The organism is Microbulbifer variabilis (assembly GCF_056232115.1).
Window position 1 is genome coordinate 1,725,387 of sequence record NZ_CP174325.1, and the last position, 15,978, is coordinate 1,741,364.

The window sequence follows — 15,978 nt, forward strand, 5'->3', positions numbered from 1 at the left end:
ATGTCCGCACACGCTAGCAAAGAATTTGTACCGCTCAATATCGCGGTACTTACCGTATCCGATACCCGCAACGAGCAGACTGATACCTCTGGCCAGTACCTGGTGGAAGCCCTTAAAACTGCCGGCCATCAGCTCGCGGATAAGCGCATTACCCCGGACGATGTTTATCAGATGCGCGCGCTGGTCTCCGCCTGGGTTGCCGATCCGAAAGTGCAGGTGGTATTGGTGACCGGCGGTACCGGTTTTACCGATCGCGACTCCACGCCGGAGGCCCTGAGTCCGCTGTTCGATAAGACTGTCGACGGCTTTGGCGAGCTGTTCCGCCATATTTCCCTGGGGGATATCGGCAGCTCTACCGTGCAATCCCGCGCGCTTGCCGGCCTCGCGAATCGCACGCTGATATGTTGTATGCCCGGTTCCACCGGAGCCTGCCGCACGGCTTGGGAAGGCATATTGCTGGAGCAGCTGGATGCCCGCCACAAGCCCTGTAACTTTATCCCCCATGTGCGCTTTGCCAGCGCGCCCTGCGAGAGCCGGGGGTAATTCATGAGTCAGTTAACCCACTTAAACCAGCGCGGCGAAGCCAGCATGGTGGATGTTACCGAGAAGGACATCACTGACCGCAGCGCCCTGGCCGAGAGCAGCATCTGTATGAGTGCAGAGGCTTTTGCACTGCTGAGCGAGGGGGCGCACAAGAAAGGCGACGTCTTGTCTGTAGCTCGCATCGCCGGTATCCAGGCTGCCAAGAAAACCTCGGATTTAATTCCCCTGTGCCATCCACTGGCACTAACCAAGGTAGCGGTGGATTTCGAATTACAGCCGGAAAAACACAGTGTGCATATCACCGCTTTCTGCCGCTTAGCCGGGCGCACCGGGGTAGAGATGGAAGCGTTAACCGCAGCTTCGGTAGCGGCGCTGACCATTTACGATATGTGCAAAGCCGTGGACCCGGCGATGGAAATCGGCCCGACCCGCCTGCTGCAAAAAACCGGCGGTAAGCGCGGCCACTGGCGCGGCGATGCTGCGGACAAGGCGTAACAATTTCAGAGGTGTAAAGCGATGGTAAAGGTTCTGTTTTTCGCGCGTCTGCGCCAGCAACTGGGCATGGGCGAGACTACCCTGCCGGACTTTTCCGGCAGTCTCAGCGAGTTGCGCAAAACCCTATGTGAACAGCACCCGGATTGGAGCCCGCACCTGCAAAGAGACGATATCCGCATGGCCTTGAACCAGGAGCTGGTAGAAACCGGAGCCCAGGTGAAGGCTGGGGATGAAGTTGCATTTTTCCCGCCGGTTACCGGCGGCTAGTGGTGCCAATATGAAAGCCGTTGATTGTATTGAAGTCTGTGAAACGCCCCTCGACGTAGCGGCTGAATATACCGCGCTGCAGGGCAACAGTGGTGATGGTGCCTGCGCCCTGTTTGTGGGTTCGGTGCGGGACTTCAATGCCGGTAGTGATGTCTGCAGCCTGGCCCTGGAACACTATCCGGGCATGACGGAAAAAAGCCTGCAGCAGATTATCAATGATGCCCGCGATCGCTGGTCCCTGGGCCGTGTGACTATCGTCCACCGTGTTGGTCCCATGCAGATCAACGACGAGATTGTTTTTGTCGGCGTTACCAGCCCCCACCGTCAGGCCGCCTTTGCCGCCTGCCAATACATCATGGATCGCCTCAAAACTGAGGCGCCTTTCTGGAAGCGCGAAGCGGTTGCGGATGAGTCCGGTAAGCCTTCAGAGCGCTGGGTTGAAGCCCGGGCCAGCGATGCTGCGGAGATGGAAAAGTGGTCCGTCGGCTGAGCCCGCTGCTATCCGCTTTACTGGTGGCCATCGCGCTACCGGTTAATGCGGATAACTGCACCTTGCGGGTGGCGGTAGCGGCCAGCTTTCGCCCGGCACTGGAAGAGGTACTGCCGGAATTTGAGCGTCGCCATGCCTGTGTGGTGCAAATCAGCAGTGGCAGCTCCGGGGTGCTCTACCAACAAATAGCGCACCGCGCGCCCTTCGATTTATTCCTGTCCGCCGATCGCGAGCGACCTGAACGGTTGGAAAAGCAGGGCGGGGCACTGGGCAACAGTCGCCAGACTTACGCCCTGGGTTTACTCGCACTTTGGCACCCAAAATCGGAATCGAATATCGAACAGCTACTGCAAACCTGGCCCAATAAAATTGTATTAGCCGATCCGAAAGTAGCGCCCTTCGGCAGTGCCGCCCGGCAAGCGCTGCAAAGCCTGGATTTGTGGAAGAAAAAACAAACTCAATTAGCCCGGGCCCACAATGCAGGTCAAGCCTATTTAATGCTGGATTCCGGCAATGCGCAGCTGGGCTTTGTCGCCGCCAGCCAGATGCAAGCGGCCGGCCGCGATAACTACTGGTTGTTGCCGCAGCATTTGTACAAACCCATTGAACAGCAGCTGCTGATTCCCACCCAGAGTCGCCGACCTAAAGAGGCACAATCCCTCGCTGACTATTTGCGTTCAGGGGAAGTGCAGGCGCAGTTATACCACTTGGGTTACGGTGTTTTGCCAACTCAAGATCGAAGTAGAGATGGAGGGAGTGGCTTATGAATATCGCCGCTGCCGACTGGCAGGCCCTGTGGCTAACTTTAAAATTGGCCGGCTTAACTACTTTACTGCTATTTATTATCGGCGTGCCCCTGGCCTGGAAGTTGAGCCAATGGCAGAGCCGCTGGCGCCACGGTATAGAAGTATTAATTACCCTGCCGCTGGTACTGCCACCCACGGTTTTGGGCTTTTATTTACTGCTTTTATTTTCCCCCAACTATGCCTCCGGGCAGTGGCTGTCACAACTTTTTGATGGCCCGCTGGTGTTTTCCTTCACTGGCCTGGTGTTTGCGTCAGTGATTTATTCCCTGCCGTTTATGGTGCAGCCGTTGCTAGCCGCGTTTAATGCCAATGGCCAGCGATTGACCCAGGCTGCCGCAGCACTGGGTATTCCGCCCTGGGTGGCATTATTAAAAGTTCTTTTACCGGCGAGTCGCGCCGCTATTGTGAGTGCCTGTGCTTTAACGTTTGCCCATACCCTGGGTGAGTTTGGGGTAGTGCTGATGATTGGTGGCGCTATTCCCGGTGAGACCCAGGTAGTTTCCATTGCTCTTTATCAACATGTGGAGGCGATGGAATACGGTGCGGCGCATCGTCTGGCTTTGATGTTGATGGGAATTACTACCGTACTGCTACTCGCTGCCCGTTGGTTGGGACATAGATTGGCTCCACGTGGATTAGACAGTGAGCGCGCTAAACCGGTAATGGGGGTGCTGGGTTAATGGAAATCACCTTACCCCTATTCGGTACTGCGTCTACCATTTCTGATTCCACCGGATTGAGTGTTACAGGGCTGGTGACTCCGCTTAATGCTGCGGCTCCCTGGCAATTAGAGCTGCCTGCCTCTGGGATTTTTGGTCTTACCGGCCCCTCCGGCAGCGGCAAGAGTACATTGTTGGCAGCCCTGGCTGGCCAGCGCCATTGCCGTGGCAATATCACTTTTGCCAATACAGTCTGGCAGCGCGGACGCCGCGCCCTGGCTACCCACAAAAGAACGCTTTCTTTGGGCTTTCAGGACAGCCGCCTGTTTGCCGGCCAGTCGGTGGCAGATAACCTGGCACTGGCCCGCCGTTACAGCCGCAGGCCATTGCCCGAGGAAGAGTGTGATCGGCTGCTAAAGGCTTTTGGTATTGAACCGCTACTCCATCAGCCGGTAGAGCTATTGTCTGGTGGAGAGGCCCAGCGTGTGGCTGTATTACGCCAGCTTCTTAATAATGCGCCGCTGCAATTATTTGATGAGCCACTATCAGCGGTTGACCGCGCCCAAGTACTGCGGCGCCTATTGCCGACCCTACGGGATTTCTGGGCTCGATATCCGGCGCTGGTAATCTGGACCAGTCACGACTTTGATGAAATCCAGCTGCTGGCCCAGCGCTGTTTATGGATGGATTCTGCCAATTTGTCCGCGCCACTTCCTTTACCTGAAGTTGCCCAGCGCCTGGATAGCCACGGCGTAGGGGATAGCTGTCGCAGCCGGATTGAAGCGCGAGTGGAATCTCTAAACGATGGTTTACTCACTTTGGATTTAGGTGGGATTTCCATCTTTGCAGATAGGGTGGCAGGCCATTATCGCAAAGGCGATACCGCCGCTTTTCTGCTGGAAGCTGGAGATATCAGCCTCAGTGTAGAGAGGCCGGGCCTGTCCAGTATCCTCAATTGCCTGCCGGTAACTTTAGTTGCTAAGCAGAACCTTACCGATGGCCGCATACGCTTACAGTTAGCCGCTGCTGATCAGGTGTTCTACGCAGATATTTCCCGTCTCTCCTGCGAGCGCCTAGAACTGCGTGAAGGCACTACCTACTTTGCCCAGTTTAAGGCCGGTAGTCTTGCCGGTTTGTAAGTAGTTCCAGGGCAATTTCTGAGAGTGCATTTCTTCGATCCCTAAAACCCTGGCAATTTTTTTGCTAAGTTTGAATACTAGCTAATAATTGGTGCTCCTATGGGCGTTGTGTTGGGAATTTCTCTCTTTAACGAGGGCGATAAGTTTTACCGGGAAAAAGCACAGGTCGAGGGCTTACCTGTAGCGAAAGCTGTGACCATTGAGGATCTACACCCAGTACTTATTCGCTGCATAGAAGAAGGCGGGCACAACTATCGAGTAAGCCGCCTGGAATCGGGTGAGCTGGAAATTGCCGAGCTACTTGAGGATTGTGAGCCCTACCGGATCGATGCTTTCCGCTATCTGCTTTGCCGAAAGGGCGATGCTATCGTTATCCACTCTACTTACAAAGACGATGCCTTGTACTTTCATCTGGCTTGCCGCGCAGCCAGTGGACAGAGGGTTAAGATAGATTTCCACGGCGAGCACCCCTTTTATAACTATGACTCCATAGCGGAATACCAGGGTGGTGGTAACTATCATCTGGCCAATTTCTTTGACCTTCAATATTTGCCCGGTTATATCGAAGAGCACTGCCGGCGATTTATTCGCTGCCCGGAGTACTGGTCCTTTACCTTCTTTATCCCGTATTTGGGCAAGGTAGAGCTGAATAACCACACTTCCGATCCAGAACAGCCTCTCTACCACCTCGATTTCTATTGCCCGGAGCGCAAGCTAAACATCTTCCAGTCGGCGATTGAGAGAGAAGGCTCTTACTATTTTCGCGACGCCATCTCGGCAGAAAAGCTGGTGCAATTGCTTGAAGCCATGGCGACTGAACTGCTGCCAGAGCTGCAAGAAGCCGATGTTACGTCTTGCTTGAGCTGCTTTGAGGCTATCCACCAGGCTTACAGTGAAATAGAGAGCACTATTGAGACGGATGACAGTCTTGCCTCAGTTGCGGAGGATCTTGTTGGGTACCAACAGAATATCCGTGGCAGACCTGTCCAATACGAAGTCACTGAAAATGCAAATGGGTCTATTACTGTGCAGGCCTACTATTTTCAGCCGTCCGTAGGTTACAACTATACGGTCAGTGCTGAGGATATCGCCGGGGGCCATATTTATCTGGATAAGTTGCACGATTTAGATTTTTATGAGCAGATGTGCAGAGCTATTGCCAGGCATCTATGCCCGACGATGCCGACCGTTGAAGATTTGGATGAAGTGACAATTTATTATCATCGGGATTCAGATAAAAAGCTGATTGCCAGCTTACTTGAAGGCTCGGATATAACGCCGATATTGATTCAGGTGAAATAAAAAAGGGGAGGTAAAACCTCCCCGAATCAACGGTATCCCGTGAGTGAAACCGAATTAAGGATTGTAGAATTCGCCGTTCTTGCGCAGGTAGAACCAGTAGTTAATCACCAGGCATACCGCGTAGAAGATGGCGAAACCTGCCAGTGCATATTCCGGGGTAGTGGCTTTGATTTGCTCGCCGAAAACCTTGGGAATATAGAAGGCACCGTAGGCGGCAACGGCTGAGGTCCATCCCAATACCGGACCTGCCTGCTCTTTCGGGAACACCATGGCGATGGTGCGGAAGGTAGAACCATTGCCGATACCGGTAGCGGCGAACAACAGCAGGAACAGCAGGAAGAAGGGCAGGAAGAACTCTTCCGGAGTGGCTGAGCCGTAGGCAGCCTTCATGTAGTAGGCCACCCCCAGGGCGCTACCCACCATTACCGCTGCACAGATCTGGGTGACCAGGGCACCGCCGATACGATCGGAGATCCAACCACCTACTGGGCGAATCAGGGCGCCGATAAAGGGGCCCATCCAGGCGTACATCAGGGCGCTGGGGCCATTGTTGTTGATGGTATCGTGGGTCATAACCCCGTCCACCATTACATGGCTGTAACCAAAGATCACCTTGATAGCCAGCGGGAAAGCCGCAGCGAAACCGATAAAGCTGCCGAAGGTCATGGTGTAAATCACACTCATCACCCAGGTGTGCTTGTTGTTGAAGATACGGTACTGACGCTGCAGGCTGGTTTTGATCTCACCGGGCAACAGTTTCAAGCCGAACACGGTGGCAGTGATTACCAGCACCAGCACGATTTCCTTGGGCACGCCCCAACCAGAACCGTTTGCCGCTTCAGGTAAGAGCAACCACAGCCCCACGATGGCGGTGAACAGGCCGATTCCCAGCATCATGGTCATCTTCACCATGGCGCCGAGAGAACTGCCTACATCCGGGGTAACTTCCTCGGTGCGCAGGTTGTTCATACCGAACCAGCCAATAAAGGCTAGCGGTACCAGGAACAGCAGCCATACAAAACCGGCATTTTGAATCCACGCTTCAGAACCGGCGGGTACCTTGCCAATCAGGGAGCCAGAGCTGCTCACCAGGGTCATGGGATCGCCGCCGGCAGCGCCAAAGGCACCGAAGGTCATAAATAGCGGTACCAGGATCTGCATGGTGGTAACACCGAAGTTACCCAGTCCTGCATTCAAGCCAAGCGCCAGCCCCTGCTTTTCCTTGGGGAAAAAGAAGCTGATGTTGGACATGGAAGAGGCGAAGTTACCACCGCCGATACCAGACAGCAGCGCCAGCAACTGGAATACCCACAGTGGGGTCTCCTTGCTCTGCAGCGCGATACCGGTGCCGAGGGCGGGGATCATCAACAGGGCGGTGGTGAATACGATGGTGTTGCGTCCACCGAACAGTCGAATAAAGAAACTACTGGGTATTCGCAGGGTGGCACCGGTAAGACCGGCGATAGCCATCAGGGTGAACAGGTCGGCTTTGGCGAAGGGAAAGCCGAGGTTGAGCATTTGAACGGTAATAATGCCCCAGTAGAGCCACACGGCGAAGCCGCACAGCAAACTGGGAATGGATATCCACAAATTCCGGTTTGCGATTTTCTTGCCCTTGGACTGCCAGAATTTGCTGTCCTCCGGGGCCCACTCGTAGATGTCAGACACGGCGGCCACTCCTCCTCGAAATGATTCGTGCTGCCACTATGGGCCGGGGATTTAGCCTGCTCAATTACCAACAGTAAGTAACCCTTTTGCTCCCGCGCGTAATAGCTACCTCTTTAGGGGTAAGCGCAGCCAATGGACGCTATGGTAAAGTCACTGTTCAGATTTAAACCAATTCTCACCAATGAAGTAGGATCTCCCATGACTTCTTCTGCCACGGTAATGATGGTCGATGACCACCCCCTGTTCCGCAAAGGTCTCAAGCAGCTGTTTGCCATGGAGCCCAGTTTGGAGTTGGTGGCTGAAGCCAGCAGCGGAGAGGAAGCGCTGGAGTTGGCCAAGCAGTATGAGCCGGACCTTATTCTGCTGGACCTGAATATGCGCGGTATGGATGGGCTAGATACCCTACGGGCGATGCGGGCTGCCGATGTCTCCTCGCGTATCGTGATACTGACGGTTTCCGATAACAATGCCGACGTGGTGTCCTGTATCCGCGCCGGTGCCGATGGTTATCTTCTCAAGGATATGGAACCGGAAGATATTCTCGACCAGGTGATCCAGGCCACCCACGGCAAGCTCGCTATCAGCCAGCGCCTTACGGAGATCCTTGCTTCGGCCCTACGCAAGCCAGATAACTCCGGTGCAGATACTCTCTCTACCCTTACCAGCCGCGAATACCAGATATTGCAGTTGATCGCTGATGGCCTCAGCAACAAATTGATTGCCCGCGAGTTAGATATTAGTGATGCAACCGTGAAGGTACACGTCAAACATCTGTTGAAGAAACTGGGGATGCGCTCCCGCGTGGAAGCTGCCGTGTGGATGGTCAACCAAAAGCGTTCAGAGTCCCAGGACCGGGCGCACTGACCGGCACTGCCCCAACTGCAAAGGATTGAAGTAAGAGAAATTTTTCCATGCCCACCATTGATTGTTGTAGCCAGCCGGGCCTGATGCCCATAGAGAGCGCTCGCGAGAAACTCCTACAGGCACTGAACCCTATTGAGGGTACTGAGATATTACCGCTGGCCCAAGCGAATGGTCGGGTATTGGCTGAAGATGTTATCTCCACAGTAAACCTACCGCCCTGCGATAATTCCGCGATGGATGGTTACGCCCTGCGATATGAAGACCTTGCCAGTGGCTTACCGCTGGAGCTGATCGGTAAATCCTTTGCCGGTGCGCCCTTCGATGGTGTGGTGAACCCGGGTACCTGTGTGCGCATTATGACAGGAGCGGCAGTACCTGCCGGTGCGGATACGGTGGTGATGCAGGAAAATGTTGATGCCCAGGGTGAATCGATACGTATAAATTGCGAGGTTCGCTCCGGCGATCATATCCGTCGCTGCGGTGAGGATGTAGCTGAAGGCTCCATTTTGCTTAAAGCTGGAGAGCGTATCAGCGTTCCCCATATCGCCCTGCTTGCCGCTGCCGGTGTTGGCACAGTGACAGTAGTGCGCAAACCGGTAATCGCTCTTTTTTCAACTGGTGATGAACTGCGCCAGCCTGGTGAAGCCCTGGGCAAGGGCGATATCTACGATAGTAACCGTATTGCTCTATTGGCAGCCTTGGCCCAGATGGATCTGGAGGTTTTGGATTTGGGCATATTGCCCGATAACAAACAGACTATTACCGATGCGTTGCAGCGTGCAGCCCAAGAGGCTGATGCCATTATCACCTCCGGCGGTGTCTCTGTCGGTGAGGCAGATTACACCCGCGAAGTGTTGGAAGAACTGGGAGAGATCGGTTTCTGGAAAGTGGCGATGAAACCCGGCAAACCTTTTGCCTTTGGTTTCCTACAGGGAACGCCCTTCTTCGGCCTGCCTGGCAACCCGGTTTCCGCTCTGGTTACTTTCTACCAGCTGGCCGTGCCCGCACTGAGTGTAATGAAAGGCGATCACTGGAGTGGCCCGCAGACCTTGCAGGCCAAGCTTCTAAAACCCCTGAAGAAAAAGCCCGGCCGCACTGATTTCCAGCGGGGAGTCTATTATACCGATGATAGTGGAGCTTTGGTGGTGGAACCGGTTGGCACCCAGGGAAGCCATATTCTCACAGGGCTAGCTGCTGCAAACTGCTTTATTGTTTTGGCGCGAGAGAGTGGCAGTGTGGAAGCGGGGGAACAGGTAGTGATTGAGCCTTTGGGGGTGCCGTTGGGGTAGGGCTGCTTAAGCGGGTAGCCTGTGAGAGAGAGGATGAGCTTCGCCCTTTGGGCTCGCTGCTCTCCGGCAGCTTTGCTGCCTCCGAGTCGAACCTGAGTTCGAACAAAACCTGGGAGTTAGCCATATACAAAGAAGCCCGCATAAGCGGGCTTCTTTGTATATGGCCCGCCCGAGAGGATTCGAACCTCTGACCTTCGCCTCCGGAGGGCGACGCTCTATCCAGCTGAGCTACGGGCGGTTAATTGGCTATCTGTGCCAGTGGGAGGCGGATTATACAGAAGGGTAGGGGTGTGCGAAAGGACTTGCGGCAAGGTTACGTAAGCTTTGGCAGGTGGCGGTGCAGTGCTTATAATGCGCGGCGTAGAAGTTTGCGGCAGTAATTCGATAGTCTACGGGCCATCTCACTTCGGTCCTTTGGGGGAATAGTATGAAGAGTATTTTGGGTATTGTGGCGGTACTGGCCGTCAGTGCAGCTGCGGCAGTGGCCCAGCAGTCTGTTAACGAAGAAATTGCAGAGCGCATTGCTCCGGCAGGTGAGACCTGTATGAAAGGCGAGGAGTGCGCGGCAGCAGTAGCGGCGGCTCCTGAGGGCGCAAGTGGTGGCGAACGTAGCGGCGAGGCTGTTTACAATGCCAGCTGTACAACTTGTCATGCCATGGGTATTGCAGGTGCACCAAAGTTTGGTGATGCTGCAGCCTGGGCACCGCGTATTGCCAAGGGAATGGACACTCTTTATACCAATGCTATTAAGGGTATCAATGCCATGCCGCCTAAGGGCTTGTGTATGGATTGTAGCGATGGTGAGATTAAAGCCGCTGTGGACTACATGGTGGATAACAGTAAGTAAGCTTCTACTTACTATCGAAAAGGCCGCTTATTTAGCGGCCTTTTTTGTTTCTCTTCGGTAAAAGTACATTTTCAATCAATTGATTTTACGGTTTGGAATTTTAATTAATTCCAGAATTTTTCTTTTGTATTAAGTGTCGTGCAAGGGTAAATTGTATGACTGCCTAAACTGACTATATGTAAAATTTTTACTGAATATTTTCTAATCAAATATGTAATAAGCCGTAATCAGGCATTACATCCCTCCTACTTTGAAAATTCTGTATTATCCGCGCTTGCTCGAAAAATAGATTTATATGACAAGACAAGGATATTGGGCATGAAGTTGGGGAAGCTTCTTTCATTTATCATTATTTCATCTTTTTTGACCGCTTGTGGAGGCGGTGGGGGTGGGGGAGGAGGTGACTCAGACACTAAGACAGAGGTCTCCGACACGACACCTGATGCATTTTCCTTTGTAGATGTTGTTAATGCGAAAACAAATACGCTTGTTGTTTCAGAAGCGATCGTTGTTGAGGGTATTAATAGCGAAACTTCAATTGAAATAGAGGGCGGGGAGTATTCAATTAATAATGGAGGGTTTACGGATGCGGCAGGGAAAATCTCCAATGAAGATGAATTTCGGGTTCGTATTTTATCATCGCCTGATTTGAGCGCAGAGACGTCCGCAGAGCTAACAATAGGTGGTATCAGCGATAGCTTCGAGGTCACTACCCGAGCGGATGAGGTTGCCCCTAATGCAGAAATTGAGTTTCCAAAATTACAAGATACATGGGTATATGAGCCATTATTAATAATTCGTGGAACTGCTACAGATAATCGGGGTGTTGAGGCTGTATATGTAAATGGAGTACTTGCGGAAACCTCTGATGACTTTCAAAATTGGCAACTACCAGTATCTGTTACAGAAAAAAATACAGAATTTTCAGTGACAGTTGTTGATATTGATGGCAATGAAGCAGAGTTGAATCCTCTAGTTGTTAATGCGCATCAAGGGAATACTCAACGAGCATTCCGTGCATTGTCTATTGATGTAAACGGCGGTAATTTATTCGCAGGGCCAGAGCTTACCAAAATAGATAGCACTGAATTTGAGTTTGAATTGTACCCTAACTTGGAACTGACGGTTAGTCATCTGGTATTTGATCCGGAGAGAAATAAATTATATGGAATGGCTGGTGATAATTTAGTTGAATTATCTCATCAAACTGGAGAAGTATTACAGCAGTTTGATGCAGGAAGTTCCTATACCTATGCGCTTGATATTGACCCTATATCAGGAAAGCTTTATTGGGCAGATGGTCGTATCCAATCCTTTGATCCGAGCACAGGAATTTTTGAAACTGTATCTAGTTTTGATAAGGGTGCTGGCCCTGAGTTAAATCCTGATGCATTGGTTGTAGTAAATGATCAGTTAGTTTACGCAATTTCTGGTTCTGACCTAATTCAAGTAAATAAGGATACAGGTGATCGTACACTGCTTTCTAATTTGTATGAATCTGATGAGAAGATTACAGAGATCATATCTATTGACTCTCATTCCAAAGAATCAAAATTATATCTATTAGCTAAGTCTGAATTATCTCCTAAGGGGGCTGAAAATCTATATAGTTTTGATTTGGCTAAACAAAAGGTCGAAAAAGTTTTTGACCAAATGACAGAGGAAGAAGTTTTTGCAGATTTCCTTACTGCTGGTTTGCAAATTGATCATGAAAATGATTTGGCATATATACTATCTTACAGCTCTGGCCACTTATATAGAATTAATCTAAAAGAAAAATCACTTAATCAAGTATCCTCTGCCTATCGTGGTCAAGGTCCGGTGATAGTAGGTAATGCTGAGAAAACTATTAGATATGATACTTTTCTAAATCGCCTAATTGTTCACGATTCTTCGGTGTGGTCTGATTTTGGTGGGAAATTGTTATCCATTAATATTGATAGTGGAGACCGAGAAATTTTATCCGGGCCAAATACTGGAGTTGGCCCTGAGTTTTCTGATTTAAGAGATATAACTGTTACAGATGGTGGCCGAATTTTTGTGGCTGACTATGGCGATGATTCGTTCAAAGAAGTTGATGCTACAACTGGGGATAGAAAAGTCTTTATTAGTTCTGAGGTTGGGTGTTGCAATGTAATTGAATTATCAAATGCGATTGATGTTGATCCTGCAGGCGTGACGGCTGTTGTTATTAATGATATGGATTATTTGCTTAAAGTTGATGTTAATACGGGCGCAAAATCTATTTTATCTAGTAGCCTTTTGGGCGTTGGCTCTGGTCCAGATTGGAATGGGCTGCGTGACATTGAAACAAATTTTGATACAGGGGTTGTTTATGCATTAGGACATCAAACTGGAGCAATTACCACTTTATATGAGATTGATTTGAATACTGGGAATAGAAAAATTTTAGCCAGTGAGGATCAGTGGTCAGATGTTCCGGGTATCCAGCATATTTTCCTCAGCGAAGATAAAGAGCGGCTGTTATTTATTCCGAGAGATAGGTACACAGGGTATTTTGAATATAACCTGAAAACTAGTCAGTTAGTAAAGAAGCCATATGCAGGAACTAATGTATCAATTTTGATATCAGGTTTTGCTGAATATGGAGATCGATTGTTTGGGATAACGAATGTTCCAAATAGTGTGGTGGAAATTGATCAGAAAACGGGTTCCATGATGATTATTTCCCAATAGTACTTTTAGTCATTGAAGTTGAGGCTGCATTTGCGGCCTCAATCAAACATACTCAACAAAGACCCCAGAGTTTCCTCCCCCTTTGCCTGATTCTGCTCCGGCGTCGCCTTACCAAACCCTTCAAGCAACACATCTTCTTCCGGCAATTCGTCGATAAAGCGGCTGGGTGTGGTGTCCTGGGTTTCGCCAAACTGTTTGCGCTTGCCCGCCAGGGTCATGGTGAGGGTACGTTGGGCGCGAGTGATACCCACGTAGGTGAGGCGGCGCTCTTCTTCGATATTGTCATCCTCAATACTGTTGCGGTGGGGAAGTAAGTTCTCTTCCATACCGATCATAAACACGTGGGGGAATTCCAGGCCCTTGGCGGCATGCAGGGTCATCAGGCTGACCTTATCGGTGGCTTCCTCTTCTTCCTGGCGTTCCAGCATATCCCGCAAGATCAGTTTGGAGATAGCCTGTTCCAAGCGGATATCCTGCTCCAGCTCATCGTCGGTGCCCTCCATAATCTTGTTAAGGCTTTCCAGCAGCCAGTACACATTCTCCATGCGCTTCTCGGCCACCTTCTCGCTGCTGGCGTTTTGCGAGAGCCAGCCGGCGTAGTCAATATCCTCTAACATTTCACGCAGGGCGCCATTGGCAGAGGTATCGCGACAGTTGCGTTGCACCCCTTCGAGCCAAAGGGCGAAGCGGTTCAGGCGCTCGTAGCCCTGTTCGTTGATATGCTCCTTAAAGCCCAGTTCCGAGCAGGCTTTAAACATGGAGATTTCGCGACCCTTGGCATAGTTGCCCAGGGCTTCCAGGCTGCTGGTGCCTATCTGGCGGCGTGGGGTGTTGATAATGCGCAGGAACGCATTGTCATCGTCCGGATTTACCAACAGGCGCAGGTAGGCCATCACATCCTTGATTTCAGCGCGGGCGAAGAAGGAAGTACCGCCGGACATCTGGTAGGGGACCTGGTGTTCCTGCAATTTCATTTCGATCAGGCGCGCCTGGTGGTTGCCGCGATAGAGCACGGCGAAATCCATAAACTTGCAGCCGCGGCGGCTCTTTTGCAGGAAGATCTCGTTGGCAACCCGCTCGGCTTCCTCATTTTCATTGGCCACCTTGAGTATGCGGATCTCTTCACCCAGGCCGCGATCGGACCACAGTGCTTTATCGAACTCGTGGGGGTTGTGGGCGATCAGATGGTTGGCCACTTTAAGGATGCGGCTGGTGGAGCGGTAGTTCTGCTCTAGTTTGATCAGGCGCAGGTTGGGAAAGTCGGTCTTGAGCGCGCTCATATTTTCTGGGCGTGCGCCGCGCCATGCGTAGATAGACTGGTCATCATCCCCCACTACAGTGAGGCCGCCACGTCCGCCGACTAGCAGTTTTACCAGCAGATACTGGGAGTTGTTGGTGTCCTGGTATTCGTCCACCAGCAGATAGCGAATTTTCTTGCGCCAGCGGTGCAGCAGCTCCGGGTCTTTGTCGAACAGCTGCACCGGCAGCAGGATCAGGTCGTCGAAGTCTACTGCGTTGTAGGCCTTCAGGGCTTCGCAGTAGCGATCGTAGGCGATAGCGATAGCCTGCTCACCGGGACTCTGTGCCTGCTCCAGGGCGCGGCGCGGGGTGAGCATATCGTTCTTCCAGTTCGAGATCTGGTTTTGTACCCGATCCAGCAGATCCGTATCCAGGTCGCCATCTCTCAGCATCAGCTCCTTGATGAGGGCGCGGGCATCCTCGGCATCAAAGATGGAGAAGCCGGGCTTAAAGCCGGCGGCGCGGTACTCTTTGCGCAGGATATTCAGCCCCAGGTTGTGGAAGGTGGACACGGTGAGGCCGTGACTCGCCTTGGAGCGCTTGCCATCCGGGCCCGCCAGCAGCTTGCTCACCCGCTCTTTCATCTCCCGCGCCGCCTTATTGGTAAAGGTGAGGGCGGCGATATTGCGCGCGGCATAGCCACACTGCTCGATCAGGTAGGCGATCTTGCGAGTGATTACGCTGGTTTTGCCAGAGCCGGCGCCGGCCAGAACCAGGCAGGGGCCATCGACATACTTCACGGCTTCAGATTGGCGGGGATTGAGTTGAGTCATAGATGGGGTTGCATCTTCGCGTGGCGAGAAAGCGGGGGATTCTAGCAGCCTTGGTTCGAATCCTCCCAGCACCATTGAGAACGATCGACCGTATGTGTACTTTGCACTTGGGATTGGCTATAACTGCGCCTTATTCCCTGCTTGTGTAACCCCATGCAACAACCCATCGCCGGCTACCACCTGGATGAAGAGGATCACTGGGTGGCGGAACTCGCCTGTGGCCATTTTCAACATGTACGCCACAATCCCCCCTGGACCAATCGGCCCTGGGTGATCACTGAAGAGGGGCGCGAGTCCATGCTGGGTTTCCAGCTCAATTGCAAGAAATGCGATGAGGGCGCACCGCCCGATACGCTCGAAAAGGTTGTACAACCATGACAAAACTCTGGGTTGATGCCGACGCCTGCCCGGTAGCTATTAAGGAAATTCTGTTTCGCGCCGCCGAGCGCACTGCCACTGAATTGACACTGGTAGCTAACCAGGCGGTGCGGGTACCGCCGTCGCGCTATATCCGCTCTGTGCAGGTAACTGCCGGCTTTGATGTGGCGGATAACGAGATAGTACAGCGCTGCGAGGCTGGGGATCTGGTCATTACCAGCGATATCCCCTTGGCGGCAGAAGTGATCGATAAGGGTGCTGAAGCCCTAAATCCCCGTGGAGAGCGTTACACCAAAGCCAATATCCGCGCGCGACTCAATATGCGGGACTTTATGGATACCCTGCGCTCCAGCGGCGTCCATACTGGCGGACCGCCAGCGCTTAGCCAGGCGGACCGCAAAGCCTTTGCCGATCAGTTAGATCGGTGGCTGGCAAAAAGTCGCAAATAGGCCGGAGGGATGG

General features: G+C 52.2%; 16 protein-coding genes and 1 tRNA gene. 14 read left to right on the forward strand and 3 right to left on the reverse strand.

From position 1 onward, the window contains the following. The 8 genes from moaB (at window position 1) to ACJJI7_RS07600 (ending at window position 5,701) form a co-directional block, all read left to right on the forward strand. Window positions 1-543, forward strand: a complete 543-nt coding sequence (gene moaB, locus ACJJI7_RS07565; RefSeq protein WP_444902377.1) for a molybdenum cofactor biosynthesis protein B — start codon at window positions 1-3, stop codon at window positions 541-543. A 3-nt stretch (window positions 544-546) separates the two neighbouring features. Further along, a complete protein-coding gene (gene moaC, locus ACJJI7_RS07570) occupies window positions 547-1,038 on the forward strand; it encodes a cyclic pyranopterin monophosphate synthase MoaC (RefSeq protein WP_020413722.1) in 492 nt (163 codons plus the stop codon). Window positions 1,039-1,059: 21 nt separating this feature from the next. After that, the gene (gene moaD / locus ACJJI7_RS07575; protein WP_444902376.1) at window positions 1,060-1,305 is read left to right on the forward strand and encodes a molybdopterin converting factor subunit 1; all 246 of its coding nucleotides are present in this window, start codon (window positions 1,060-1,062) and stop codon (window positions 1,303-1,305) included. 10 nt (window positions 1,306-1,315) lie between these two features. Next, window positions 1,316-1,795, forward strand: a complete 480-nt coding sequence (moaE, locus tag ACJJI7_RS07580) for a molybdopterin synthase catalytic subunit MoaE (RefSeq protein ID WP_444902375.1) — start codon at window positions 1,316-1,318, stop codon at window positions 1,793-1,795. Further along, window positions 1,780-2,562, forward strand: coding sequence for a molybdate ABC transporter substrate-binding protein (gene modA, locus ACJJI7_RS07585; protein ID WP_444902374.1), 783 nt, complete (start codon window positions 1,780-1,782; stop codon window positions 2,560-2,562). The genes moaE and modA overlap by 16 nt, the downstream gene beginning before the upstream one ends. Then, window positions 2,559-3,281 carry a molybdate ABC transporter permease subunit gene (gene modB, locus ACJJI7_RS07590; protein WP_444902373.1) on the forward strand — a complete coding sequence of 241 codons (723 nt, stop codon included), beginning with the start codon at window positions 2,559-2,561 and terminating at the stop codon, window positions 3,279-3,281. The genes modA and modB overlap by 4 nt, the downstream gene beginning before the upstream one ends. Then, window positions 3,281-4,399 (forward strand): ATP-binding cassette domain-containing protein, encoded by a 1,119-nt coding sequence (locus tag ACJJI7_RS07595; protein WP_444902372.1) that lies wholly within the window; start codon window positions 3,281-3,283, stop codon window positions 4,397-4,399. The genes modB and ACJJI7_RS07595 overlap by 1 nt, the downstream gene beginning before the upstream one ends. 99 nt (window positions 4,400-4,498) lie before the next feature. After that, window positions 4,499-5,701 (forward strand): hypothetical protein, encoded by a 1,203-nt coding sequence (locus ACJJI7_RS07600; RefSeq protein ID WP_444902371.1) that lies wholly within the window; start codon window positions 4,499-4,501, stop codon window positions 5,699-5,701. Between the two features lie 54 nt (window positions 5,702-5,755). On the opposite strand, the gene ACJJI7_RS07605 is transcribed toward ACJJI7_RS07600, so the two are convergent. Beyond that, on the reverse strand, window positions 5,756-7,369 hold the full coding sequence (locus tag ACJJI7_RS07605; RefSeq protein ID WP_020413715.1) for an MFS transporter: 1,614 nt from the start codon (window positions 7,367-7,369) through the stop codon (window positions 5,756-5,758). Between the two features lie 198 nt (window positions 7,370-7,567). Between ACJJI7_RS07605 and narL the strand changes: the two genes are divergently transcribed. Together narL and moeA are read left to right on the forward strand one after the other, a co-directional pair. Next, window positions 7,568-8,233, forward strand: a complete 666-nt coding sequence (gene narL / locus ACJJI7_RS07610; RefSeq protein WP_026305122.1) for a two-component system response regulator NarL — start codon at window positions 7,568-7,570, stop codon at window positions 8,231-8,233. A gap of 47 nt (window positions 8,234-8,280) precedes the next feature. After that, on the forward strand, window positions 8,281-9,522 hold the full coding sequence (gene moeA / locus ACJJI7_RS07615; protein WP_444902370.1) for a molybdopterin molybdotransferase MoeA: 1,242 nt from the start codon (window positions 8,281-8,283) through the stop codon (window positions 9,520-9,522). A gap of 161 nt (window positions 9,523-9,683) precedes the next feature. On the opposite strand, the gene ACJJI7_RS07620 is transcribed toward moeA, so the two are convergent. After that, window positions 9,684-9,760, reverse strand: a tRNA-Arg gene (locus ACJJI7_RS07620). A gap of 189 nt (window positions 9,761-9,949) precedes the next feature. Between ACJJI7_RS07620 and ACJJI7_RS07625 the strand changes: the two genes are divergently transcribed. Continuing rightward, window positions 9,950-10,369 carry a c-type cytochrome gene (locus ACJJI7_RS07625; RefSeq protein WP_020413711.1) on the forward strand — a complete coding sequence of 140 codons (420 nt, stop codon included), beginning with the start codon at window positions 9,950-9,952 and terminating at the stop codon, window positions 10,367-10,369. Window positions 10,370-10,687: 318 nt separating this feature from the next. Continuing rightward, on the forward strand, window positions 10,688-13,066 hold the full coding sequence (locus ACJJI7_RS07630) for a hypothetical protein (protein WP_444902369.1): 2,379 nt from the start codon (window positions 10,688-10,690) through the stop codon (window positions 13,064-13,066). A gap of 38 nt (window positions 13,067-13,104) precedes the next feature. On the opposite strand, the gene rep is transcribed toward ACJJI7_RS07630, so the two are convergent. Then, entirely contained in the window at window positions 13,105-15,138 is a 2,034-nt protein-coding gene (gene rep, locus ACJJI7_RS07635) for a DNA helicase Rep (RefSeq protein WP_444902368.1), read from the reverse strand. Window positions 15,139-15,291: 153 nt separating this feature from the next. Here rep and ACJJI7_RS07640 point away from each other — a divergent pair, with 153 nt between their 5' ends. Continuing rightward, window positions 15,292-15,516, forward strand: a complete 225-nt coding sequence (locus ACJJI7_RS07640; protein WP_282951923.1) for a DUF3565 domain-containing protein — start codon at window positions 15,292-15,294, stop codon at window positions 15,514-15,516. Then, window positions 15,513-15,965 (forward strand): YaiI/YqxD family protein, encoded by a 453-nt coding sequence (locus ACJJI7_RS07645; RefSeq protein ID WP_282951922.1) that lies wholly within the window; start codon window positions 15,513-15,515, stop codon window positions 15,963-15,965. Before ACJJI7_RS07640 ends, ACJJI7_RS07645 begins: the two co-directional genes overlap by 4 nt. Window positions 15,966-15,978: the final 13 nt, after the last annotated feature.

Bases quoted from the DNA above. Each gene is read 5' to 3' on its own strand.
- moaB (WP_444902377.1), top strand. From the start codon at position 1: ATGTCCGCACACGCTAGCAAAGAATTTGTACCGCTCAATATCGCGGTA.
- moaC (WP_020413722.1), top strand. From the start codon at position 547: ATGAGTCAGTTAACCCACTTAAACCAGCGCGGCGAAGCCAGCATGGTG.
- moaD (WP_444902376.1), top strand. From the start codon at position 1,060: ATGGTAAAGGTTCTGTTTTTCGCGCGTCTGCGCCAGCAACTGGGCATG.
- moaE (WP_444902375.1), top strand. From the start codon at position 1,316: ATGAAAGCCGTTGATTGTATTGAAGTCTGTGAAACGCCCCTCGACGTA.
- modB (WP_444902373.1), top strand. From the start codon at position 2,559: ATGAATATCGCCGCTGCCGACTGGCAGGCCCTGTGGCTAACTTTAAAA.
- ACJJI7_RS07595 (WP_444902372.1), top strand. From the start codon at position 3,281: ATGGAAATCACCTTACCCCTATTCGGTACTGCGTCTACCATTTCTGAT.
- ACJJI7_RS07600 (WP_444902371.1), top strand. From the start codon at position 4,499: ATGGGCGTTGTGTTGGGAATTTCTCTCTTTAACGAGGGCGATAAGTTT.
- narL (WP_026305122.1), top strand. From the start codon at position 7,568: ATGACTTCTTCTGCCACGGTAATGATGGTCGATGACCACCCCCTGTTC.
- moeA (WP_444902370.1), top strand. From the start codon at position 8,281: ATGCCCACCATTGATTGTTGTAGCCAGCCGGGCCTGATGCCCATAGAG.
- ACJJI7_RS07625 (WP_020413711.1), top strand. From the start codon at position 9,950: ATGAAGAGTATTTTGGGTATTGTGGCGGTACTGGCCGTCAGTGCAGCT.
- ACJJI7_RS07630 (WP_444902369.1), top strand. From the start codon at position 10,688: ATGAAGTTGGGGAAGCTTCTTTCATTTATCATTATTTCATCTTTTTTG.
- rep (WP_444902368.1), bottom strand. From the start codon at position 15,138: ATGACTCAACTCAATCCCCGCCAATCTGAAGCCGTGAAGTATGTCGAT.
- ACJJI7_RS07640 (WP_282951923.1), top strand. From the start codon at position 15,292: ATGCAACAACCCATCGCCGGCTACCACCTGGATGAAGAGGATCACTGG.
- ACJJI7_RS07645 (WP_282951922.1), top strand. From the start codon at position 15,513: ATGACAAAACTCTGGGTTGATGCCGACGCCTGCCCGGTAGCTATTAAG.